19 protein-coding genes are annotated in these 23,850 nt (G+C 37.6%); 12 read left to right on the top strand and 7 right to left on the bottom strand.

Annotation, left to right across the window (positions count from 1 at the left end):
* Positions 1–370 precede the first annotated feature (370 nt).
* The gene (locus L1994_RS08100) at positions 371–1,219 is read left to right on the top strand and encodes a polymer-forming cytoskeletal protein (protein WP_278098941.1); all 849 of its coding nucleotides are present in this window, start codon (positions 371–373) and stop codon (positions 1,217–1,219) included.
* The gene (locus tag L1994_RS08095; RefSeq protein WP_278098940.1) at positions 1,216–2,079 is read left to right on the top strand and encodes a hypothetical protein; all 864 of its coding nucleotides are present in this window, start codon (positions 1,216–1,218) and stop codon (positions 2,077–2,079) included. Before L1994_RS08100 ends, L1994_RS08095 begins: the two co-directional genes overlap by 4 nt.
* A 51-nt stretch (positions 2,080–2,130) precedes the next feature.
* On the opposite strand, the gene L1994_RS08090 is transcribed toward L1994_RS08095, so the two are convergent.
* Positions 2,131–5,244 (bottom strand): HEAT repeat domain-containing protein, encoded by a 3,114-nt coding sequence (locus tag L1994_RS08090; RefSeq protein WP_278098939.1) that lies wholly within the window; start codon positions 5,242–5,244, stop codon positions 2,131–2,133.
* A gap of 545 nt (positions 5,245–5,789) precedes the next feature.
* Between L1994_RS08090 and L1994_RS08085 the strand changes: the two genes are divergently transcribed.
* Positions 5,790–8,591: a U32 family peptidase gene (locus tag L1994_RS08085; protein ID WP_278098938.1), complete on the top strand. Its 2,802-nt coding sequence runs from the start codon at positions 5,790–5,792 to the stop codon at positions 8,589–8,591.
* Positions 8,592–8,743: 152 nt separating this feature from the next.
* Here L1994_RS08085 and fdhD read toward each other — a convergent pair whose 3' ends face one another.
* Both fdhD and L1994_RS08075 read right to left on the bottom strand, forming a co-directional pair.
* Complete coding sequence (fdhD, locus tag L1994_RS08080; protein WP_278098937.1) at positions 8,744–9,439, bottom strand: formate dehydrogenase accessory sulfurtransferase FdhD; 696 nt, start codon at positions 9,437–9,439, stop codon at positions 8,744–8,746.
* Positions 9,440–9,891: 452 nt separating this feature from the next.
* Complete coding sequence (locus tag L1994_RS08075) at positions 9,892–10,191, bottom strand: DUF1894 domain-containing protein (RefSeq protein WP_278098936.1); 300 nt, start codon at positions 10,189–10,191, stop codon at positions 9,892–9,894.
* Positions 10,192–10,501: 310 nt separating this feature from the next.
* On the opposite strand from L1994_RS08075, the gene L1994_RS08070 reads away from it, so the two are divergent.
* From L1994_RS08070 to L1994_RS08050, 5 genes are all read left to right on the top strand, one after another.
* Entirely contained in the window at positions 10,502–11,650 is a 1,149-nt protein-coding gene (locus L1994_RS08070) for an LL-diaminopimelate aminotransferase (protein ID WP_278098935.1), read from the top strand.
* Positions 11,651–12,952, top strand: a complete 1,302-nt coding sequence (gene lysA / locus L1994_RS08065) for a diaminopimelate decarboxylase (protein ID WP_278098934.1) — start codon at positions 11,651–11,653, stop codon at positions 12,950–12,952. It abuts the gene before it with no gap.
* 29 nt (positions 12,953–12,981) lie between these two features.
* Positions 12,982–14,472, top strand: a complete 1,491-nt coding sequence (locus L1994_RS08060; protein ID WP_278098933.1) for a hypothetical protein — start codon at positions 12,982–12,984, stop codon at positions 14,470–14,472.
* Positions 14,473–14,681: 209 nt separating this feature from the next.
* Positions 14,682–15,656, top strand: coding sequence for a DNA repair and recombination protein RadA (radA, locus tag L1994_RS08055; RefSeq protein ID WP_278098932.1), 975 nt, complete (start codon positions 14,682–14,684; stop codon positions 15,654–15,656).
* Between the two features lie 18 nt (positions 15,657–15,674).
* Positions 15,675–16,388 carry a phosphoglycolate phosphatase gene (locus L1994_RS08050; RefSeq protein ID WP_278098931.1) on the top strand — a complete coding sequence of 238 codons (714 nt, stop codon included), beginning with the start codon at positions 15,675–15,677 and terminating at the stop codon, positions 16,386–16,388.
* Here L1994_RS08050 and L1994_RS08045 read toward each other — a convergent pair.
* Positions 16,377–16,628, bottom strand: coding sequence for a PRC-barrel domain-containing protein (locus tag L1994_RS08045; protein ID WP_278098930.1), 252 nt, complete (start codon positions 16,626–16,628; stop codon positions 16,377–16,379). The genes L1994_RS08050 and L1994_RS08045 overlap by 12 nt on opposite strands.
* Before the next feature lie 248 nt (positions 16,629–16,876).
* The gene (locus tag L1994_RS08040) at positions 16,877–17,758 is read right to left on the bottom strand and encodes a CBS domain-containing protein (RefSeq protein ID WP_278098929.1); all 882 of its coding nucleotides are present in this window, start codon (positions 17,756–17,758) and stop codon (positions 16,877–16,879) included.
* 45 nt (positions 17,759–17,803) lie between these two features.
* On the opposite strand from L1994_RS08040, the gene L1994_RS08035 reads away from it, so the two are divergent.
* Positions 17,804–18,781, top strand: coding sequence for an NOG1 family protein (locus L1994_RS08035; protein WP_278098928.1), 978 nt, complete (start codon positions 17,804–17,806; stop codon positions 18,779–18,781).
* On the opposite strand, the gene L1994_RS08030 is transcribed toward L1994_RS08035, so the two are convergent.
* Together L1994_RS08030 and L1994_RS08025 are read right to left on the bottom strand one after the other, a co-directional pair.
* On the bottom strand, positions 18,714–19,628 hold the full coding sequence (locus L1994_RS08030; RefSeq protein ID WP_278098927.1) for a presenilin family intramembrane aspartyl protease PSH: 915 nt from the start codon (positions 19,626–19,628) through the stop codon (positions 18,714–18,716). The genes L1994_RS08035 and L1994_RS08030 overlap by 68 nt on opposite strands.
* A gap of 451 nt (positions 19,629–20,079) precedes the next feature.
* Entirely contained in the window at positions 20,080–20,310 is a 231-nt protein-coding gene (locus tag L1994_RS08025) for a ChaB family protein (RefSeq protein ID WP_278098926.1), read from the bottom strand.
* Positions 20,311–20,913: 603 nt separating this feature from the next.
* Between L1994_RS08025 and L1994_RS08020 the strand changes: the two genes are divergently transcribed.
* The 3 genes from L1994_RS08020 (at position 20,914) to cofG (ending at position 23,849) form a co-directional block, all read left to right on the top strand.
* Positions 20,914–21,228 carry a hypothetical protein gene (locus L1994_RS08020; protein WP_278098925.1) on the top strand — a complete coding sequence of 105 codons (315 nt, stop codon included), beginning with the start codon at positions 20,914–20,916 and terminating at the stop codon, positions 21,226–21,228.
* Between the two features lie 355 nt (positions 21,229–21,583).
* Positions 21,584–22,585 carry a flap endonuclease-1 gene (gene fen / locus L1994_RS08015; protein WP_278098924.1) on the top strand — a complete coding sequence of 334 codons (1,002 nt, stop codon included), beginning with the start codon at positions 21,584–21,586 and terminating at the stop codon, positions 22,583–22,585.
* A gap of 277 nt (positions 22,586–22,862) precedes the next feature.
* Positions 22,863–23,849, top strand: a complete 987-nt coding sequence (gene cofG, locus L1994_RS08010; protein ID WP_278098923.1) for a 7,8-didemethyl-8-hydroxy-5-deazariboflavin synthase subunit CofG — start codon at positions 22,863–22,865, stop codon at positions 23,847–23,849.
* Position 23,850 lies beyond the last annotated feature (1 nt).

The raw sequence follows: 23,850 nt of genomic DNA, 5'->3' as shown, positions 1-23,850 counted from the left end.
ATATTTTTTAATCTTACATGAAAGTTACTTTGTAACTTGCATGATTTTTTTTCATGAAATATTTGCTTCATGAACATTTTTAATTAAGATTGTTCTTATTGTTCTCAAGTGTTTTGTTATAACACTATATTAGGTCAGTGATAATGGCACTTGCTGAAATGAGATTGGCTTGTGTGGAAGTTTGTATGATAATTTTTACTGACAGTTTTTGATTTGGTTATTTCTGTTTGGAACAAAAATGTATTTTTAACAGCGTGATATCCGTGAATTGCATAAATAAATTTTTTCACTTCATTCATCTGTAATAGAAAACACTCATAATCTTTTGATTTAAATATACAATCAGCCAATAAGCCAAGGCGGTTTGTATATGGAAAAAGGAGCAAAAGACTGGTTATGGCAGTGTACAATTCCGGAAGGGACAGAACTTCAGGAACACACTTTAAAGACAAAAAGAAGCATCATTATTGGAGATAAGTGCAGGATTGATTACGGCCTTGTCGGGGACGAGATTCTAATCAGTGAATTCTGTCAGATTAACGGGAATATATCTACAGAAAATGATTTAAGAATTGATAACTGGTCAGAAGTAACAGGTGATGTAATATCACAGGGCGATGCGTTCATTGGCGAAGGTGTCAGGATAAAGGGCCGTGTAAAAATTCTCGGAGATCTTGACCTAGGTGACAATGTTATAATCGACAGCGGTTTTGAGGCAAAAGGGTGGATTTCGATTAGAAATCCTCTTCCAGTAATCACCTACATAATGCTTTATCTGATAACACTTCTTGGTCTTGAAAAAGAAGAAGACATAAATTCCTTTTTCCAAAAACTCTTCTCTGAAGATGAAGAAGAGGAAAAAGGCCTGCCTTTGATTATTCCACCCAATTCCACATTAAATATGGAGGTATTTTCTGTCCAGAGCCCTATGAAAATCGGCCCGAAATGCAGATTCCATGGAAACATACGTGCAAATTCTGCAGTTATAGAATCTGAAAATGTGATCTTTGGCAGTATTTCTTCTGAAAAAGACATTAAAATAAGTAAAGGGACAGTAATACACGGGGCAGTGAGTTCAGTTTTGGGGGATATTGAAATTGAAAGCGGAGTTCATATTCTTGGTGATGTAAAATGCCATAGTCTTTCACTTGATGAAGAGGCAGTAATAGATGGAACTATAAAAGCGCCGGGCGGTGTAAAAATTTTGAGGAAAAAATGAAGATTGAGGATATTTTTGATCTTGGAAAAGATGATTTTGAATGTATTGAACCAACATTGATGGATCAAATAGAAGACGGATACACTCAGATGGCTGTTTCAATGGAGGCAGATATGGGAAAACTTCTTGTTGATGAGAATGAAGAGCCAATTTCCGTGGCCTTTCATGACGAAAACGGATGGGTTGTATCCTCGTATCTTTACAGGCCTTTTTCAATTGACATAATAAATCTCTTTGAGTCCTCTTCCGGTGAGATTTATCAGGAGAATAGAGATGATTTTGCATGTGCTCTTCGGGAGTATTACTGCAGAGAAATTGTTGAGGAATTTTCAGATGTAACAGAAGATAACAGGCCCGGCAGATATGAGATGATAAAAAGTCTGTTAACTGAAGTATTGACTGATAAGCCTGGAAAACTTTCAGGGAATCTAAAAGGTTCTTATGCTCTTGATTTTTGCTGTGGGTCGGGTGTTGCAACAAGCGTCTTGTCAGATATAGGCTTTAAGGCACTTTCGTTTGATTATGATGCATCACTCCTTTCATGTGGAATTAAGACTAAAAGACTAAATCCTGAGTTTACAATGTGTATTGACGGTGCAGAGGCATCTGTTTTCTGCACGCCAGCAGATATTGGAATTGGTCTGATGCTTGGAGATATCACAAATTTCAATTCTGAAATGTGGGAGGATATTGTTTTTGAGCTTTTATCCCTTACAAAAAAGTCAGTTATTTCAACCGCAACAAAACGTGAAATTGAGCTTGTCGGTGAATGGTGCAGAGATTTTGGAAGAGAACCGGAAATAATTGAGAATGACCGTGATCCTATTTATGATAAATGGGTCTGCTATTCAGAAGAATAATTTACCAGGAAAACGTCCATGAAAAATATATTTCATGAACGTTTTTTTCAATTAGTTTTCAATTTTTCTTATAAGATTCATTGTAAAAGTGCGCTCAGTTGGATCACGGGCATTTGAAACAATTTTTTCAAGTACAGGAACCGCATCTTTTCCAAATAAAAGAATTGCTTCTTCTGCTTTTTTCCTTACCTTTGTAGATTTGTTACATAACGCCTTTGCAAGCGGCAGTATTGATTCATTTCCACCAATATTTGCGATAGTTGTGACAATAAAAAGCCCTGTTTCAGAATCGCTTTCAGGCAGAGCCTCTATAAGCGGTTTTATTGCAGGTTTTCCAATCCTTTCAAGTTCTTCCCATTGTTTTTTGGCAATAAGATAGTATGCAATGCTTTCTTCTGTCTCAGGTACCCAGTTAAGTTCATCAAGAGCCTGTGCTATTTTTGTCTTTGAGGAGGAATCACTCGTATTATTCAAAACTTCTGTAAGTGCCTCTATTGCCTCAGGGCCATGGTTTCTTAAAGCTTCAATAGTTGTCTGCCAGATGTCATGATTGTCATCTGATAAAGCCTTTATCAATGGTTTTACAGCTTTTTTATCCTCAATGTATCCAAGGGATCTTATAGCCGCACCTTTAACTTCAGGGTTTACTTCTCCTGCCGCATGAATAAGTGCTTCAAGAGATCTCTTATCGCCCATAAATCCGAGTGATTCAGCCGCAACTTTCCTTACAGTATTATCAGGTTCTTTAAACAGAACTTCACCTAATGCGTCAATTGTAATTTTTTCAGGTATTTTACCCAGGTTTTGTGCCGCTATTATCTTTAAATCAAGATTTCCGGTCTTTAAAATATTTATAAGAGATTTTATTGCCTTGTCTCCAAGGCCTGTTATAAGTTCAGCCGCAAAATTCTGGTATTCGCTGTTATTGTAGTTTAACGAATCTATCAAAGGATCTATCATATCATCGCCAATGAGAAAGACTTTTTCTGCCGCTTTCATCTGTATCTCATTATCCGGGCTTTTAAGTTCTGATATTACCAGTTTTATTTCTGCAGGTACCTCACGGGCTTTGGATGTACCTTGTTTTGGCTGAAGTTTCTTTGATGTCTGTGGCTTTTTAGGTCTGACTCGTGTATCCTGACTTTCTCCTTTAAGCGCACTTATTGCACGGTTCTTTATAGTATCATCACTGTCTGATTCAAAATTTTTAAGTGCTTTTTTTGCACCGAGATCATCAATTCCTGAAAGAACTGAAATCATCCCGGATTTTTCCATAACTGTTCCCTGAATCAGAATTCTTTGTGATTCATCAATAAGGGAATTGAACAGGTTTTCGCTTAATGCTCTAAGTGCCTTTACTGCACATTCACGGACATCGTACTCTGAGTCGTTGAGCATTCTGACACAAAGTGATATTGAAGCGGGGTTATTTATTCTGCTGATAGTTCTGATTGCAGTCATCCTGACTGTCATGTCCTGTTCTAAGAATGTGTTTTTCAAAAGAGGCAGTGCAATTTTATTGAATTTTGCAACAGAATCAGATGCCGTTCTTCTGACCTGCGGAGCATTATCTGAGAAGAGAGATATTAATGTAGGTAGTGTTTTTGGCTCACTAATCTGGCCAAGTGAATGGGCTGTAGCTGACCTGATATTTTCATTTTTGTCCTTTGTTAATTTGACAAGATAAGGTGCGGCTTTTTGAGCCTTAATATCCCCAAGTGATTCAATTGCAGCAATTTTGACATTGTTCTTTTTGTCAGAAAGAAGAATTATCATGCATTCTGTTCCGGCCTTTCCTGCATTTTTAAGGCTTTCAACAGCGGCTGCTCTTATGATTTCGTTCTCGTCAGAAAGTGCTTTTGAAAATCTTAAAATTCTTTCTTCGTCAAGACCGTTTCTTCTCATCAGATTTGCCCAGAAATCTTCTTTGACCGTGCTTTTTGCGGCCATAGACGCTTTTTGGCGTTTAATCTGTTCTTCAACCTCTTCATCTGGAGTAGATGGTTTCCTGGTAGTTTTTACAGATGCAGTCTCTGAATTTTTCTTCTTTATGTGAGCCGCCGCTTCTGTTGCGCCGCGTTTGAGCTCTTTATCCTCGCTTTTTAATGCCTCGTTTATTGCAGAATATCCAAGATTTCCCATCGCACGAAGGACTTCGGTTGATTTTAGTCTCACACTTGGATTATTGTCCTTTAAAAGCTCAATTAAGACAGGAAGAGCTTTTTCTCTCATCTGCAAAAGCTCAGTCCATTTCTCTTTAATTACCAGATACCTTGCTTTTTGAAGGTCATTTACAGGTCTCCAGCCGGTTTTATCAAGCGCCCATGCCGCTTCCATTCTGACATATGAATCTGAGTCTTCAAGTGCTTTTATAAGGTACGGAACAAGCCTCTTATCGCCTCTGTCACCGGCTGCTTCAACAGCTTTTTGTCTTACCTGAGGATCGCAATCTTCAAGAAGTTTTAAGAGAAGCACTGAAGCCTGGTCATCTTTGATTCTTGCAAGGATTGAGGCGATATTTTTCTTCTTCTCAATGTTTTTGGAAACAATTTCTTTTTTAAGAACAGGTATTGCTTCCGAGTCCAGTTTTACAAGGGAGTTTAGATCGTTTTTGGCATTGAAGAAAAGTGCCATGTGGCTTTTTCTCTTTGGCTTCCAGTTGATGTTTTCAAGGGATTTTGCGGCCTGTTCTCTTACAGCATCTTCATCATCGTCCAAAACGCTGATTAAAAGTTCTTCGATTTCAGGTCCGAGATAGCCAAGATAGCCTAAAGATAAAGCCGCACCTCTTCTTGCCCTGTAATTTTTATCTTTTATTGCTTCTTTTAGTGGTGCAAGTGCCCTGTCGCCGTTTTGTCCTATTGCACGTGCCGCACCGTCACGCACACGCTCTTTTCCTGTTGTAACAAGCTTTAAAAGAGTAGGAAGTGCCGCTTCACCATATGTTCCCAAAACTTCAGCCGCGCCTGTCTGTATAAGAGAGTTGTCAGAATCAAGCGCTTTTAGAAGATGGACAATTGCAGGTTTTCCAATTTCTGTAAGACGTATTGCCGCATTTTGACGAATCTGCCAGTCTTTTGAGCCAAGAGAAAGCATTAGCTCTTTAAGTTCGCTTTCAATGCTGTTTTCGGCATTACTGTTGTCTTTTTGATCGAAAAAGGCCATTGAAAAATATTCTTCCTGAATTTATTCTCTTTTTTTTGATTTTTTTCTATCTTTATATTTTTTGATATTGCGGTTTTAGTTTTAAGCCTGGTTTTTAAAGATCAGTGTTAAGTAATTATTGTTGAAATTAATTAAAAGATATCCAAAGAACAACCGGCTATGAGAAAATGCCGGTGACGGTGTTTAAAAAGACTATCTGTTCTTTCGTTTATTCAAATTTACGTTATGTAATTCTGCCAGATGTTGATATTTAGATAAAGCCTGATGCCGTTTAAAAAAACAGATAAAAAAACGGGTATATTGGTTAAAAGAGAAATATTCTTGCAAAAATTAAGAATTGTTTGGTTATCGCTCAAATTAAAAAGTAAAGATATGTTTAAAGGTTTATCCTGGTTACAGATATATTACACAAATATAATGTCGGTATTTTAGCATCTACTCTCTATTATGCCGACATAATGTAAGTTATATGCTGATTGTATAAGGTCTTTTGTTGGATAAGGTATTTTAATTCCTGATGAATTTGAATTTGGAGATGAATTGTATTGTTAAATGATGAGGATAACTTTCAAATTCCAGAGCTTCTTGCGCCGGCAGGCTCGATAGAGGCATTGTATGCGGGGGTATCTTCTGGCGCAGATGCAGTTTATCTCAGCGGAAGAAAATTTGGAGCAAGGCGTTTTGCAAAAAATTTCAGTGACGATGAGCTTAAATATGCGATTGAATTCTGCCATTCCCGCGGTGTTTTTGTTTATGTAACTTTAAATACTCTGATTGCCGATGACGAAATGTCTGATGCTCTTAAAGAGATGCTTTATTACTATACTATAGGAGCAGATGCTGTTCTTGTACAGGATACAGGCCTTTTGAAAGCAACATCGGAATGCATTCCAAATCTAACTCTTCATGCATCAACACAGATGACAATAACAACTACTGCCGGCGCTGTATGGGCGTGCAGAAAAAAATTACAAAGAGTTGTTCTTGCACGCGAATTATCAGCAGATGAAGTGACATCTATAAAGAAAAATTCGTTTGAATGCAGTCCTGAACTAGAGATATTTGCTCACGGGGCGCTCTGTTATTGTTATTCGGGCCAGTGCTTTTTTTCATCGTTTCTTGGAGGACGAAGTGGAAACCGCGGAATGTGTGCACAGCCCTGCAGAAAAAAGTACATGCTGATGTCCGGAAAAAGAGATAAATTCTCAGGATTTCAGGATTTGGTAAATGTTCCGGCAAAAGGAGAATATCTTCTCTCCCCGCGTGATCTATGTCTTTACGACAGGCTGGATGAAGCAGTTCTTTCACATGTAAAATCCTTAAAAATAGAAGGCCGGATGAAGTCTGCCGATTATGTTGCACTTTCTGTTTCGGTTTATAGAAAAGCGCTTGATGAGATAAAATCAGGCAGATGGGAAAAAAGTCCTGTGGAAAAGGAGAAGCTGAATTTTGCATACAACAGGCTTTTTTCTGTCGGGTATCTCCTTGGACAGACAGGCTCTTTTCTTATGTCATATGACAGACCTGACAACAGAGGGGTTTTTCTTGGCACAGTTGTGTCCTGCAATAAAAAAACAAAGAGAACGCATCTAAAATTAAACGGATCACTTGAGCCGCAGACTGGAGACGGACTTTCTGTCAGACTTTCCGGAAGCGATAGTGATGACGGCTTTATTTTAAGACCTCCGTATTCTTTTGAATCAGGAGAGTTTTTCTTTATCTCGCCTTATTCTCTAAGAAAAGGCGACCGCGTTTATATCACAAAAAGGCAGGCGGTTTCTCAGTTTGCCTCCGCTGTTGCCTCCAAAGACGGCCTGGTTTATGAAAAAATTCCTGTGGATGTATTTTTTTCTGTTGAAGGTAAAAATCCGGTTGTGAGAGGCTCTTTGAAGCTTTTTGGAAAAAAATTTGAAACATTCTATAAAGCTTCGTTTGAAATGGCAGATGCTGAAAAAAGACCTGTTTCAATATCAGACTTAAAAAAAGTTTTTGGGAAAACAGGAGGCACTCAGTACTGTTTAGGGGAATTCAGCGCTGATTACAAAGAAGATCTTTTTTTGCCTGCCGGACTTTTAAATGAGCTTCGAAGGGAATTTTATTCGGTTGTTGAAAAAAAGACAACTGAATTTTTTATTCCTGACGAGAGGGACATTGCTTTTTCAAAAGAAAATATTGAAAACTATGTTCCTGGTAAAAGAGAAGGCAAAAAATTTGTGAAAACTGAAAAAAATGAGAAAACTGAAAAAATTGAGAAATGTGAAAAAAATGATAATACTGTAAAATTAAAAAATTTTGAAGAGATATCTGTTTTCTTTTATGCAGACAATATAGAATCTGTAAAAGGAGCTGTTTTTGGAGGATGCAGGAGGATTTACTTCGAACCGGATATTGACATAAGAAGAAAAGATGCTATTGAAGCCTTACTTGCATCGCTTAAGAAAGCATCAGAAGTCTGCCAAAAAAACAAGGTCTCACTGGTCTGGAAACTTCCGCGAATTATAAATGACTCTTATCTTGATTTTGCAGCGTCGATTATTGAAAATCTGCCCCGGTACTCTGAACTGTTTCTTTTAGGAGTGATGACAGACAGTTTTGGTGCCGCATATGCATTGAGAAAGAAAAATCCGGATTTAAAGATATATGGCTCATTTGGACTAAATATCTTTAATTCATCAGCAGTATGTGAAGCGTCTTCTTTATTGTCAGGTGTTATGTTATCACCTGAACTTTCAGAAAGGCAGATAAAAGTACTTATTGAAAAAATCCCAAAAGATGTCTCAATTGAAACTGAATACTTTGTACATGGCGCTTTTGAGCTGATGCTTTCAAAAAACAATCTTGTTGAATCATCAGTTCTTAAAAAAACAGACCTTTTGCATGTAGAGAAATCATCTTCTTCAAATGCACATGCAAAAGTATCTTCAATAGCATCTCAAAAAACCTCCAAAAAAGAATCTCTAAAATCCTCTCTAAATGAACCTGTTGCAGACAATTCTCTGGCAGATGATTCTGAAAATTTTGCTTATGCAATCCGGGATGAAAAAGGCGGAGTATTTCCGCTTTACACCGACTCTTACGGAAGAACATACATCTATAATTCTGTTGAAACATGTCTGATAGATTCTCTTCCACAGATAATCGCATCCGGACTTTTTGCTATTTCAATAGATGGAAGAAGAAAAGGCTACAATTATGCTGAGATGACAGTGAAGTCATACCTTAAAGGAATAAAAGCTGTAAAATCAGATAGTCCCGGGATGTATAACGAGCTTGAATCTTTGAAAAAGAGGCTTCAGAAGATTTCATCCGGTGGCATAACAGGAGGACATTTCAAAAAAGGTGTTTGAATTATAATTTTGTTATATTTGAATTATAATTTTGTTATGTTTAAATTATTCTTTAATTATGTTTATATTATGCTAGAATCGTGTTTTATTCCTGATTTAACTTTTCAAACAGAATTTTTTTTCCTTGGATCTGAAGCCTGCTGTTTTTGTGTTTAAATAAAACCTGTTATTCTTTCAGGATGAGAATATACGGTATATCTGTTTCCCCTTGTAAAGCATATGAGTGTGATTCCTGAAATTTCTGCAGTGTTTATACCGCTTATAGTTGATGCGGCTTTTGAAATAATAACTGGAATCTGGGCGTTTGCACATTTTCTAACCATTCCTGATGGCTGTCTTCCAGTGCATCCTATATAGCATTCACTGCAGTTAATTTTGTTTAGTGTCGCATATCCTATTATTTTGTCAAGAGTATTGTGGCGTCCGACATCAGACATCTTGCAGATGACTTTTCCTTCTTTAAAGAGGACAGAACAGTGAACTCCGCCTGTCTGTTTCCAGACATCAGATATAATTTCTTCTGTTGCCAAAGACACATTCTCTGAAGTTATTTTAATATCTGAAGCAACTTTTTTTGGGTTTGTAAAAAAACCGGTTCCTCCTGCTGAACAGACTTCTCTTGAATTATATGTGGGATTTTTTGCATAAACGTAGATATTGTCATATTCAGCGTCAACAGAAATTATCTCATCAGATATACCCTCTGATATTACGTAGCCTGCGCCAAGCTCCTTTAAATCCGAAATGCTTGCAATTTGAACGGTTACTGGTTCATTATTCACATATATTGTTACTTTTCCTTCTATTGCAACCGGATCCTCAATATATTCAGCTGAATTTCCAGTCACTTTCAGGGCTTTGACAGTCTCAAGAAACATAAATTATTGTTTTATTTCAAAATATAAATATACATACAGATTTGTTCAAATTCCATCCATAATAATTGAAAATTCTTACCTGTCTGTTCAAAGGCATTTGTAGAGCAAATGATTCGTTGATTTTTGGACAGAAAAGTTAAAAAAAATGTTTCATGAAAAAAACTGAAAATAAAAACGTTATTTTTCTTGTTAAATCAGCATGATGGCAATGTGCATAAAAAAATTATTGAGTATTTTTTGTAAATTTATCTTTCACAACAACATTCATGAAAAAAAGATTATCTAATTTCCGTTTATCACAGAAGCCTGATTTTAATAGGAAATCGAACATATTCTTATAAATCTGCTTTTTTTTAAAAAGAAAAAAAGAATACTTGATAAAATTTCTGAAAGTAAAAATTAATCTGAAAGTATAAATTTATTTAATTCTCTATTCTTTTTCCTTCAGCTCTTATCTTTGCAAAATCGTCTTCATTTCCTTTAATTTTCATTAAATATGTTCCAAAACAGGGTTTTTTAAAGTAAAAAATAATCTCTTTTTTCTTAACCTTCAGTCCCAGATAAAGGGGGGACTCTCCAAGAATTGTAATCCCTTTTAGTGTAAAGCCTTCGGGTATTTCGTATACTTCGGATGTGTTGGATTTAATGTATTCTACAGCGGCCTCTGGAAAGATTTCTTCTTCTAAAATCTCAGCTCTTAGTTTATTGACACATCTGTTCATTCTCATGTCACCTGACTGTTTTTAATATTATAATTGAAACTAAAATTCACATAACAATTTTTTATCTGGACAATATAATGTTCCTGATTGTTGCCCGGAATGGTGCAATCTGATTTTCATTGTTTTATAACTTATAATCCATTTGATAGTCTTAATACTTTTATCTATAATAATCTGTTTTAGCTTCTAATTTTTTTGTATTCCTCTTGTAATTGTATCTGAGATAATATTTCATAAGTTTGATTTTGGAAACATTTATCTCATGCATGCAGGAAGCATATTATTAGAGATAAAGTCAAAAAGTACGTGTATGTACGCAAAACGCCTGGATAATCTTCCACCGTATCTTTTTGCACAGATTGATAAATTAAAGGCTCAAAAGAGGTCAGAAGGCGTAGATGTAATCGATTTTGGCGTAGGAGATCCTGATCTTCCAACACCAAAACATATTGTTGATTCGCTATGTGATGCCGCACGTGACCCTGCGACTCATCATTATCCTGATTATACAGGAATGATTGAATACCGTGAGGCAGTAAGTGAATGGTACAAAAAAAGGTTTGGCGTTAGTTTTGATGCAAAGACTGAAGTTCTTGCATTGATTGGTTCAAAAGAAGGAATTGCACATGTGCCTGAGGCTTTTGTAAATCCGGGTGATTATGTACTTGCAACAGACCCCGGATATCCTGTATATAAGACATCAACCTTGTTCTCAGAAGGAATACTTCATGAACTTCCAATAAAAGAGGAGAATGATTTCCTTCCTGAACTTGACAAAATTCCAAAGGATGTTTTGAAAAAAGCCAAACTGATGTTTTTTGGATATCCCAATAATCCTACTGCGGCGATTGCACCTCTTTCATTTTACGAAGAGGTTGTTGAGTTTGCAAAAGAGAATAATATCGTAGCAGTGCATGACAATGCCTACTCTGAGATTTCCTTTGACGGCTATAAAGCACCTTCATTTATGCAGGTGGACGGAGCAAAAGAGGTTGGTATGGAGATGCATTCTCTCTCAAAGACCTACAATATGACAGGATGGCGTCTTGGAATGGCAGTTGGCGGAGAAGAGTTGATTGCCGGTCTTGGGCGTGTAAAGACCAATGTTGATTCCGGTGCATTTGATGCAATTCAAAGAGCAGGAATTACTGCTCTTACATCATCACAGCAGTGTGTTGCAGATGCCTGTAATATTTATCAGGAGAGGCGTGATACGCTTGTTGCAGGACTTCGCAGTCTTGGGTTTGATGTACCTTCACCAAAAGCCACATTCTATGTCTGGATGAAGGTTTCAGACAGTATGAAGTTTGCCGAAAAGATGCTAAACGAAGCTGGAATTGTAGTGACACCAGGTGTAGGATTTGGAAAGAGTGGTGACGGATATGTCAGATTTGCAATCACTCGTGATGTTGAAAGAATAAAAGAGGCAATTGATCGTATGAGGGGGCTTGATTTTTAAATGGCGCTTATACTTCCAAATCATCTGACAGTTAAAGAAGGGCATCTGTATATTGGAAAGCATGACTGTGTCAGTCTGGCAGAAGAGTATGGAACACCATTGTATGTTACAGATGAAGAAAGATTAAGAAGCAACTTTACAAGGTATGATGAGGCCTTAAAGAAGCACTATCCGGACGTTCAGCTTTTGTATGCTGCAAAAGCAAATGGCAATCTTACAATTATGAAGATTTTTGCATCCCTTGGTGCAGGCGCAGATGTTTTTTCCTCTGGTGAGCTTCACATGGCACTCCTGGCCGGAATGCCGCCTGAAAAGCTTTTGTTCAACGGAAGCTCAAAGACAAGAGAAGATCTTTCTCTTGCAGTTGAAAAAGGCGTTAAGGTATCTCTGGATTCTTTTGATGAATTGCGCCAGTTAAATGAGATTGCAGGTGAAGCCGGAAAGATTGTTGAAGTTTCATTCAGAATAAATCCTGCTATTGATGTTCCAACACATCCCAAAATTGCAACCGGACTTGCAACAAGTAAATTCGGAATAAAAGCAGATCAGATTGTTGATGCATATCGTGCGGCAATGGAGTGTCCGAATGTTGTACCTGTTGGAATGCACTGCCACATAGGTTCACAGATTCTTGATGTTGAGCCGTTTGCAAAGGCCGCAGAAATCATGGTCCGTGTAGCAGGTGAGATTACTGATCTTGGTGTCCGGTTGTCATTCATTGATATTGGCGGTGGTCTTGGTATTCCATACAATCATGAAACGGAAGTTGCACCAACACCACAGGAGTATGCAGATGCAGTTGTTCCTGTATTTCTAAAAGGCATTCAGAAGCTTGGAATAAAACCCCAGCTTTGGGTTGAGCCCGGAAGAAACCTTGTTGGTGATACAACCGTTCTTCTGTCAAAAGTAAATTCTGTAAAAACATCTCACAAGAAGTTTGTAAATATTGATGCCGGATTTAATCTTCTCTTAAGACCTGCAATGTATGACTCATATCATGAGGTTATTGTTGCAAATAAAGCAGATATGGAGCGTGATACTGAATATACAGTCACAGGGCCTATCTGTGAAACGGGAGATATAATTGCGGCGGACAGAAAACTTCCAAGAACCGAGGATGGAGACATTGTGGCAATCCTTGATACCGGTGCATACGGCTATTCAATGGCATCACAATACAACTGTCGCCCCCGCTGTCCTGAAGTGATGGTTTTTGGCGAGAGAAGTGGCATTATGCGAAGGGGAGAGTCTGTAATTGATATTTTAAATACAATGAAAAAACTTCCCTGGCATGAAAAATAAACGATGATTAATCAGGGTGTGGGTTACGATTGAGGGCATTTTACGCACTCGTGGATGATATTCTTACATGGGAAGAATTTGAAGAGGAAGTATTCTCAATAAATCCCGATCCTCATGATGAAGAATCAGAAAATCTTGCCGCCGCAGAGGTTGCAGAAAAGTATGGCCGTCTTCATCTGAAAATATCAGAGTTGAATTCAAAACCCACGCTAAACTTCTTTTTTTGTAAAATAATTGAGATTGGGCCTGTTATCGAATTCAAAAGAGATGATAACACTCCCGGAGTTGTCCGGCGGGTTTTAACCGGCGATGAGACCGGAGAAGCCGTACTTGTTTTTTTTGATGAGAAGGTTTCAGGAACAGAAGAAATTGCAGTTGGTGATGTTTTAGAGGTTGCAGGACGTTTTCGAAGTCTTTCAACTATTAATGCCGTTGATTTAAGGCGTGTTGAAAAAGAAATCTTTCTTCGTGAAGATGGAATTAAAACTCTCCTGCCTGTTTCATTAAAGGCTCTTGTTCTGGAAAAAAGTGGTATTTTGCAGTATACAAAAAAAGACCAGACATTTGGTGAAATGGAAGTAATGTTTGTATGCATGGGAAAAACAACTGCCAGGATAATTTCATGGAATCCTGAAAATCTGACTGGAATTACTGAAGGGATGAGCATTTATATCTCAGGTTTGATGCAAAAGCCGTCAAAATTCAAAGAATTTATTTTGGGTGATTCTTCTGAAATAAAGATAATCTTCCGACCTGATGAACTGGTAAAACCTGAATTTTTAAGTATTTCTGATTTATATGAAGTTCTTTCAGAAAAAAATGATGAGTCAGCTGATCTTACAAAAAAAGGCGCCTTTGATGATAAAATTTCTGATTCTTTTTTTAATTCCTATAAAATCGAAGGATTGAATCCCTGTAATATCACAGGATTTGTTACATCGATAGACTATGTATCCGGATTGCCTCATAATAGTGGAGACACCCTATGGCTAAAAAAGGGAATTTTGTGTGATATTTCAAAAGGCAGTCCAAAAAACATGCCTTTTGTTTTATGGGGAAAGCATGCGAGGCTCCCTGTTTTTAAGGGCGATTTGCTTGAACTGTATAACTGCCGGCTGAAAAAATCCGGAAATGAAAAAGAAAAGGCAAAGAAAAATTCATTTGTATCTGATTTGACCTGCTATGAGATCCATGCAGGCTACAACACCTGTGTTAAGGTTTTAACCGGCAGTGATACATATGAATCCAATGATTACAAAGACCATGTCTGTGAGAAGATAAAAGGTGTTTTAGAATGTTTTCCTGAAGGGCTATATCTTGTTGGGGAGTTGGGAAGATACTTTTTGAGTGATAACTCAGCAAAGGATATAAAAAAATATTTTTCAGCCGGAGATGAGGTCATACTTTATGGATATCTGAAAGGCAGAGTGATTGATGTAGTCTCTGCTGAGCCTGTTTTGTATTCACAAACAAATATTGAAGAGAGGCTTTTGTCTTTTAAAAATAAGTTTTTTAATTAAATTTCACCTGATAATCATATCAATCCGGCTGTGAGAATTCAGCTTTAGAAATTCGACCTTAACAATTCAATCGTAAATAACCTTAACAATTCAACGGTAAATATCCACTGGATTTTAACCGGATTATTACTTTCGCAACACGCGGTATTTATCTATATACTAAAGATTCAAACAAATTGTTAGAATGTTCGTTTAAGGAGTTAGAAAAAATGTCAGAACATGAAATTGAAGACCTGCCCGGAGTAGGGCCTACAACAGCAGATAAACTTCGTGATGCAGGGTACTGCACAATAGAAGGAATTGCGACTGCATCATATGCGGATTTGGCTGAGGCCGCCGAAATTGGTGAAAGTACAGCCAAGAAGATGATAAAAGAAGCCAGAAAGATGGCTGACATCGGAGGATTCCGAACAGGGATCGCTGTTCTTGAGGAAAGAAAGGAAGTAAAAAAGCTAAGTACTCTTGTTCCTGAATTTGATGAGCTTATGGGCGGCGGACTTGAAACGATGTCCATCATAGAATTCTATGGTGAATTTGGTTCTGGAAAGAGCCAGATCGCACACCAGATGGCTGTAAATGCACAGCTTCCTTTGGAATATGGAGGCCTTAACGGGTCTGTTGTTTATGTTGACACAGAAAATACTTTCAGGCCTGAGAGAATCCGCCAGATGATTGAAGGCCTTGATGTTGATATGGAAGTTCCCTCTGTTGAGGAATTTTTAGAGCACATTCATGTCGCAGAAGCGTTCACCTCAGATCATCAGATGCTTCTTGTTGACAGCATAAGAGAGCTTGCCGCAGATCTTCGCGAATCAGAAAAACCTGTCCGTCTGATTGTAATTGATTCTTTAATGGCGCATTTCCGTGCTGAATATGCCGGACGCGGAACACTTTCTGTTCGACAACAGAAGCTAAACAAGTACATGTACGATCTTGCAAAACTTGCTAAAGAATATAATTCAGTTGTTATAGTCACAAATCAGGTACAGTCAAATCCTGCGGTATTCTTTGGCGATCCTACAAAGCCGACCGGTGGAAACATTGTAGGACATGCATCCAAATTCCGTGTTTATCTTCGTAAAAGCAAGGGTGGAAAACGCGTTGCAAAACTTGTTGACAGCCCTGATCAGCCGGAAGGAGAAGCCGCATTTGTTGTTGAAATGGCAGGTCTTAAGTCGGTTTGATTTTAAAATAGAATATAGATGAATAAAACCTCCTCTTTTTCACCGCGTGCATTAATATGCGATATTGATGGAACGATAACTGATAAGAGTCGCAGAATAAATCTGGACTCTGTTTCTGTTATCAGAACTCTCATTGATAACGATATTCCCGTTATATTTGCCAGTGGAAATACGGTCTGTTCACTTACCTTTCTATGCAAAATGGTAGGAACAGACGGAACAATAATCTCAGAAAACGGCGGAGTTTACAGAATTGGATTTGCCGGTGAACTTAAAATCTGTGGGGATAAGGACGTTTCAATTACTGCATATAAACGCCTGCAGGATTATTTCCAAAAAAAAGGTGTATCTCTTGAACTTTACAGCCCGGAATATCGGTTTGCGGATGTTGCCTTTGCACATACCGGAGATGCAGATGAAGTAAGAGAGGTTGTCAAAGATTTGCCTGTTAAAATATTGGATTCAGGATTTGCTCTTCATATTATGTCAGATTATGTCAACAAAGGCACTACTTTTTTGAAGGTTTCCAAAGAAATAGGAATTTCACCTGATAATTTCATTGCAATTGGAGATTCTTCAAATGATATAGAGCTTATAAAAAATGCAGGGCTTGGAGTTGCAGTTGGCGGGGGGCAGAAATCTGCGGCTGAAGCTGCTGATTATGTAAGTCTCAAAAAATTCGGGGATGGTTTCTCGGAAAGTGTAAGGAAATATTTCCCTTCACTGTTTTGAAAGATACCGGTCAACAACGATGTAATCTCTGATATCTCTTACTGCTTCAAAAGGAATAAAGAGACGATCACCATCAACTGCATAGCCCGAACAGTCAAATCCCGGTTCCGGTTTTACAACCAGACTGTCAACCTGACCGGAATCCAAATCAACCATAATATTTCTTATTGTGCCGATAACCATTCCGTCTGTGCTCATGACCTGTTTCTTTGAGAGACTTCGGGAGAATGTATTCTTCATGTTAGAAAATAAGTGTTGATTATACTATTTAAATGATTGGAAAAAAAGACTGAATCTGATTTTTAAATCCTGATATAAGATAAGCATTCACCTTATTTTTTTAATGCAATACTAAAAACACAATAAATATAAAAAATTGTATTAAATACAGGTTTGATGAATTATTTCAAAAGATTTTAAAATTTTATTTATTTTACTTAAAATTCTCTTCTCTCCCGAGGTTGATATTTTATCTTAATTTTATTATCTTAGAGTGCAGGGAATACTTTGATAACGTCTGATTGTGTCAGGATTCCAACCGGCATTCCATCTTCAATAATTATAACCCTGCCAATTTTTTGTTCTTTAAAGCGCCCGATTACCTCGTATAAATTAACCTCCGGAGATATTATCACAACATCGGTTGTCATGTATTTTTCGACAGGAATATCTAGCTTTTCTTCTTTGTCAATACCTCGTGCAATGTCGCTCAAAGTTAATATACCACGAAGTTTTCCGTCTTCTGCAGTTACAGGTGCGCCATGGATTTTAGTTTCGTTGAATAAGTGGACTGCATTTTTAAAAGTGTCAGTTGTCTTCAGTGTAAAAACCGGAGAACTCATGTAATACCGAATCTGTTTTTTTGGAAGGGATATTATTTCAGATATTGTTATCAGGAGTGACTGTGAAACCTCATCTTTTCCGTAAACCTCGCCCTTGACCAAAAGCCTGTTGACAGGTGACGGGCCGATTGTTACTTCATCCCCAATATCAAAGGCCTTTACACTTCCAATGAGTTTTATTACCGCATGACAGATGTCGGGGTGGCAGAGTGTTGTAAAATCTATCTCTGCGACATTAATACCTTCTGCAACTTTATTTCCACGCTGAATAGGAACTTTCGATTCCTTGCTGTAATTATTCAGGTTAAGTTCTTTGTATGCCGCACCTGTTGGTGTGTAGCCGCCTTTAGGTCCCGGTACTCCGTCAACAAGCCCCAAAGCTTTTAAGGCCTGCATCTGATTACGGACAGTTCCGGGGTTTCTTTTCAAAACCTCCGCAATACCCTCTCCTTTTATTGCGGCGGATTTCTGATGGTAGAGGGTGATTAAAGTAATAAGGATGTCCTTTTGGATGAGGGATAATTCCATAAGGATATTTCATTATGTGATACATATATACTATTCGGGTTTTTTGTGGAATTTGAAAATATACCAACTATTCCGACCGCCGATGAGATACTCGACAGGTCGTTAAGGCGCGCCGCACTCATTAAAAAAGAGAAAACTGACAAAGATCGCGCCAACGAAGAGTTCATAAGAGCAATATACAGTTCAGTATATGACAAGCTCATTGACTCTGTTCAGAAATTTCCTAATTTCGATGAATTATCACCATTTTACACAGATATAGTCAATTTGCTATTTAGTGTGGACAAGATCAGGCACTCTCTTGGTGCAATACAGTGGGCGGCCGAGACTGCAAGAAAAGTGGGTGGATCATACGCGCGGGATATGAGAAATTCAGGTGATACTAATACACTTAGAAAACAGGCAACAGCAAGGATTGCATCAATTGTCCATCAGGTTGACAAAGATCTAAAGTACTTAAACGAAGCAAGAAATGTTCTAAGAAAACTTCCTGATATTAGAGAAGAGGAATTTACAGTTGTAGTCGCCGGATATCCCAATGTCGGAAAATCTTCATTTATCAATCTTGTATCTTCCGCAACATCTGAAGTCGCAGGATATGCCTTTACAACAAAAAGAATAATTGTCGGTCACCATGATGTTGGACGTGACAGAATACAGATTGTAGATACTCCGGGAATCCTTGACAGGCCTGTTGAGGAGAGAAATGCAATAGAAAATCAGGCTCTTTCTGCGATTACAAACGTTGCTGATATGATTCTTTTCATAATTGATGCAAGTGAGGGATGTGGATATTCAATTGAATCTCAGATGAATCTTATGAAAAGCATAAAAGAGGTTACTAAAGGTGTTCCTTTTGAGGCTGTAGTAAACAAATCCGATATGAAAGAAATGCCCGGGTTTATAAATATGTCAACAATTACAGAAGACGGGATAGAAGATGTTGTATCCTTAATTACAGAATACCTAAAATCCAGTCCCAAGAACCTGATAGCGCGCAACCAAAAAGAAATCCCAGAATGACTCCGCCGTTAAGCGTTGGAAGTCCTGCCTGTGGTTTTCCTTTTGAAACAAAGTAAAGTAAAATGCAAAGACCACCAAAAGAGCCTGTCATTGCCGCAAGAGTCGGGATGCTGATTCCGATTGGAAGAATGTCGGCGTTTAACCATATGTGCGATGATACAACAAGGATGGAGGGCATGATTAAATCCCCCATTCCCATCATAAAAGCGCCGCGTTCACTTTTTTCTTTACTCATCTCAAATCCTTCTTTTATATAGGAATATTTTCTGGTTTTTGGAATTACAACAAGAATCGGTGCTTTTGTACTGATAACTCCGTCTGCAAGCGTAAGCATATGTTTTGTTTTGTAAACCGATATTGCATCATAAACCGCGAGAAGTGCAAGGAGAAGAATTACAGGCAATATGTCAAGTGATATTCCAAAAATAGAGGCAGAACCTGCGCAGATTAAGATTCCAAGTGTATCTATAACATACCATTCCGGATATTTATAGAGAAGGACTGCAGATAATAAGGCAAGAGATAATGTAAGAATTGCAGATAATATTGTATCTCCTGTTATTTTTCCAAGTATTGCCGCAAAAATGTATATGAATACAAGAAATATTGATGCGCCGATAATCCAGCTAAGCACTTTTTTACCCTTGTATTTTATTAAGAGAAGCATACCTGCTGTAAATGCAAGCAATATGGTGATAAAATATATCGTGTTTTCAATTGCATGCGGATCTTCAAATGCCGTGTATCCAGCTTCGCTCATAACTGGTGACAGAAAAATTGCCAGAATCTGAACAGCAAGAAGCATAAGTGCCATTGCAAAATAAGGTATTATGTCATTTAATTTCACTATTCTATCTCCTTTATAAATTTATTAGAATTATTTTGATTTGGAAATGCGGGAGGAAAAAAAACCGCAGAACCTATGTCAATAACTATTACATATGATGTTTTTTAGTTCTTATTTTTTGGTTCCTGTGAAAAAAATATTGAGTGGATTCGCTTATCCTTTATTCTGTCTGGACGGACTCTAAAGTCACCTGAGACGTAGAGTCATTTCACCTTGCCTGTGAATATGAACAAAAGAAGAAAGAACTGATGAAGAATGTGTTTGATTTAAAATCCACCGGGAAAAGTGCTACGAAAGATCTGAAAGGAGGAGCTGATTAGGCATTGGGCGAACTCACAGCATCCTTTGAAAATGCAAAATCGCGCTTCTCCTGAGGCTTTATCCTTTTTGTTTTTAGAATCACTCTTTATGACTATTAAAATCACAACTCAGCCTCGAATGAGGTATTTAGTTATTTTTTCTTCCATCTCCCTGTATTTTCATCTTTTTCGTATTCGTTTTTTACCGCGGCCCAGGCAACTTTGTGTGCTGTCTCCTCGCGGGATGCATCTCCCCGCCGTTCCTTTGGATCACTGTACAGGTCCCAGGCATTGTTGAAAGCTGCAAAATAAATCTCCCTTGCATGTTTCGGCAGGTTGTTTTTTACACTTTCAGGCAGTTCTTCAATAGTTTCGTATGGCATAGAATCAGTTCCTTTTCAGTCTTTTAATCCATTATTTGTTATGAAAGTCAAAAATCCCTGATAGACTTATCATCACTTTTTGTGTGATGAAAAAAGCTCATCATGTGCGTTTACCATGAAAATCACTTTGTTATTTACATGAAACTGTTGCATGAAACCTTAGTTTAATGAACGTTTTTTTCAAAGGCCGAAATACTGTTTTCCAGTTCTATCTCTTGAATCATATTTCAAAGTATTTATCATCCCGATTATTTTTTGAGAGGACATCCGGTTATCCATTATTCTGTCTGGATGGATTCATATTGAAGATAATAATAGAAATAATATTGAAAGTGATAAAAAAAAGGATTGCAGGCGTTAAAAATAAGTGATGAATATTGATGAATATAATTGATGCTTTTTCTTTTTTTGTTGTTGTTAATTTTGTTGTTATTTTTTTGCATTGTCGATTTTTGTAATTGACATTTTTTCTGCTGTATTTATGCTATTATGATGAGATGATTCAAAATGGATGGATGTGGATTTGAAGCTTTTGAATAGAAAAAAGAAACATCTCAGAAATATTCAGTTAGATTAATATGCAGTATGTATGCATTTTAAAGTATGGATGATTCGGATAGTACAAAAGATACAATTCTTGCTGTGATTCTTGTAATATCCACTCTTGCAATGGTGGTCAGGCTGTGGCAGGACTGGATAGTTGCTGTGTCAACCGGTCTCATGATGATCTCTTTGGCAGGTCTTATTTTGTCCCTTTGCAGAAAGATAAAAAGGCTTGAAAAAAGCATTGCCGCCCGCGAGAGAACAATGAGGATAAATTTAGAGGAAGTCTCAAAACATGTCAACCAGAGATGCGATGCAATGTCAGACGAAGTTGAGGATGTAATCGAGGCTCTCTCAAGACGCGTTTACAGGTAAATTCTATATTAAAGGCAGGATATCGCAACTGTCAGCCTTTCACCTGATTTTTTAAAGAGGCTGACATTCAGAATAATTACACAATTATGTCAAAGTCAGTTGTCAGGTTCAGTGTGAACCGCTTAGTGTAATTTTTTAATATACGTTCTTTAATACAGCTTAAGGCAGGCAAATAACAAAAAAAAAAGAAAGAAAACTAAAAACAGAAAAAAAAGAGAGAAAACTAAAAAGAAAGAAAGAATCTAAAAAAAATTGCCAGAAAAAAATGCAAAAAAACGTTCATGAAACTAATGGTTCATATATTGTATAATGGATAAAGTCCAATTTTAATGCTTAATAATTATAAGGTTTTATCATGGGAGTTGCTTTAAGGGATATTCTTTTGGATTATAAGAATCCGGTGGACTGGAATGAGCTTGCCGGAAATTGTGCAGTTGATGGAAATAATGCACTATATCAGTTTTTGACAACCATAAGACAGCCTGACGGAACGCCTCTTATGGATACGGGCGGGCGTGTTACATCGCATCTTTCCGGACTTTTTTTTAGGCTTTCCAATTTTTTGGAAAACGGTATGCATCCTGTTTTCATATTTGACGGAAAACCGCCACAGTTCAAATCTGAAACAATAATTATCCGGCGGGAGAAAAAGGAAAAAGCAAAAGAGGCATACATGGAGGCAATAGCAGTCGGCGATACAAAAGAGGCCTTCAGACAGGCACGATCTGCAACTAAGGTGGACTCAGAAATTATTGAGAGTTCCAAAAAACTTCTGAAGCTTATGGGAGTGCCATATTTTGAAGCACCTGGTGAAGGTGAGGCACAGGCGGCTGTAATGGCAATGAGCGGAGATGTGAAATATTCCATCTCGCAGGATTATGACTCACTTTTGTTTGGAGCACCAAGGCTTGTTCGCAATATGACTGTAAGCCGGAGAAGGAAGGTAAGAGGAAGAACTATTTCTGTAAATCCTGAAAAGATTGTGCTTTCTGATGTTTTGTCAGGCCTGATGATAACACGCGAAGAGTTAATCGAGATGGGCATTTTAATAGGAACTGACTTTAATGAAGGAGTAAGGGGAGTCGGTGCAAAAACTGCGCTTAAGATTGTGCGTGAAGGAAAATTTGCAGAAACAGTATCTGAGAAACTTCCAGGATTTGACCCTGACCCTGTTAAGGAATTTTTCTTAAATCCTCCTTATTCATCTGATTATAATCTTGAATGGAAAGCCGTTGATTTTGATGGAATAATAGATTATCTCTGTGGTGATTACGAATTTTCACGCGGTAGAATTGATGCCATTTTAGAGAAGCTGAATGTAAAGCAGGGTCAAAAAACACTTGAACAGTGGTTTTAAAAAACAATTATCCCAAAATTCCCGATTTATATATTTCAGTTACAGAAATGACTGAAACCTCTCTTTTGCCATGAAAATCACTTTGTTATTTACATGAAACTGTTGCATGAAACCTTAGTTTCATGAAGGTTTTTTAGATATCCAAACAGAACCTGACAAAAAATACCTCATGAATGTCTTAATAAATATTTCATGAAGTTCTCCGGCAGAATAAAAAATTTTTTTATATGAAATTATCCGATTGGTTGAATATGTCTAAATTACAAAACTGTTTTTCATGCAAAGCAGTGTTCTAACCTACTCACGAAATGTTTTTCTGCCGCTGACAGATGTATGCCATAACAGGTGCGCATACTGTATTTTCAGAGAGCCTGTAAGAGATGGCTGTGTCATGTGTGAGGGTGAAGTCACTGATATTCTCCGGAAAGGTGCGTCTTTTGGCTGTACAGAGGCACTGTTTACATTTGGTGAAAGGCCTGAACTTGAAGATGGGTTTATAAGACATCTTAAAAAAACAGGCTATAATTCAATTCTTGAATTTTGCTATGCGATGTCAGAAAAGGCAATTAAGATCGGTCTTTTGCCCCATACAAACGCCGGTATATTAGACTATAATGAATTATCACATCTAAAAGAGGTCAATGCAAGCATGGGCCTTATGCTTGAGACAACAGCAGATATTCCTGCGCATAAAAACAGTCCGGGAAAAGACCCTGCTGTTAGAATCTCAATGATCGAGGATGCCGGAAAGCTGAAAATTCCTTTCACAACCGGACTTTTATTGGGCATTGGAGAGACTGAAAAGGACCGTGAAGAATCTCTTGAGGTAATTGAAGGTATTCACAGGCGCTATGGTCATATTCAGGAGGTAATAATTCAGAATTTCTGCCCAAAGCCTAATACTCCTATGGAAAAATGGCCTGCTTTAAAGACAGAAGAGATCTGTAACACAATAAAGCTTGCATGCGAAATTTTGTCTGATGAGATAAGCATACAGATTCCGCCAAATCTGGTAGATGCAAAAATTCTTATCGACTGTGGTGTTGATGACCTTGGCGGAGTGTCTCCTGTCACTATCGATTATGTAAATCCTGAACACCCCTGGCCGGCAATAGATGAGTTGAAGAAAATTGCCGGAGAAAAAGAGCTAAAAGAGCGACTTTGCATATATCAGAGATTTATTGACAGAGGATGGTATCCTTCCCTTTTATCAGACCTTATAGGACAACTAAACAAAGATATTCACATTAGAAGCACCAAATAAT

Source organism: Methanomicrobium antiquum (assembly GCF_029633915.1).
GTDB lineage: Archaea > Halobacteriota > Methanomicrobia > Methanomicrobiales > Methanomicrobiaceae > Methanomicrobium > Methanomicrobium antiquum.
The sequence above is the reverse complement of the archived record's forward strand: the minus strand, read 5'-3'. Positions and strand labels throughout refer to the sequence as shown.

Coding starts and splice junctions, on each gene's coding strand:
- L1994_RS08100 (WP_278098941.1), top strand. CDS start 371: ATGGAAAAAGGAGCAAAAGACTGGTTATGGCAGTGTACAATTCCGGAA.
- L1994_RS08095 (WP_278098940.1), top strand. CDS start 1,216: ATGAAGATTGAGGATATTTTTGATCTTGGAAAAGATGATTTTGAATGT.
- L1994_RS08090 (WP_278098939.1), bottom strand. CDS start 5,244: ATGGCCTTTTTCGATCAAAAAGACAACAGTAATGCCGAAAACAGCATT.
- L1994_RS08075 (WP_278098936.1), bottom strand. CDS start 10,191: ATGAACAGATGTGTCAATAAACTAAGAGCTGAGATTTTAGAAGAAGAA.
- L1994_RS08070 (WP_278098935.1), top strand. CDS start 10,502: ATGTACGCAAAACGCCTGGATAATCTTCCACCGTATCTTTTTGCACAG.
- lysA (WP_278098934.1), top strand. CDS start 11,651: ATGGCGCTTATACTTCCAAATCATCTGACAGTTAAAGAAGGGCATCTG.
- radA (WP_278098932.1), top strand. CDS start 14,682: ATGTCAGAACATGAAATTGAAGACCTGCCCGGAGTAGGGCCTACAACA.
- L1994_RS08050 (WP_278098931.1), top strand. CDS start 15,675: ATGAATAAAACCTCCTCTTTTTCACCGCGTGCATTAATATGCGATATT.
- L1994_RS08045 (WP_278098930.1), bottom strand. CDS start 16,628: ATGAAGAATACATTCTCCCGAAGTCTCTCAAAGAAACAGGTCATGAGC.
- L1994_RS08040 (WP_278098929.1), bottom strand. CDS start 17,758: ATGGAATTATCCCTCATCCAAAAGGACATCCTTATTACTTTAATCACC.
- L1994_RS08025 (WP_278098926.1), bottom strand. CDS start 20,310: ATGCCATACGAAACTATTGAAGAACTGCCTGAAAGTGTAAAAAACAAC.
- L1994_RS08020 (WP_278098925.1), top strand. CDS start 20,914: ATGGATGATTCGGATAGTACAAAAGATACAATTCTTGCTGTGATTCTT.
- fen (WP_278098924.1), top strand. CDS start 21,584: ATGGGAGTTGCTTTAAGGGATATTCTTTTGGATTATAAGAATCCGGTG.
- cofG (WP_278098923.1), top strand. CDS start 22,863: ATGCAAAGCAGTGTTCTAACCTACTCACGAAATGTTTTTCTGCCGCTG.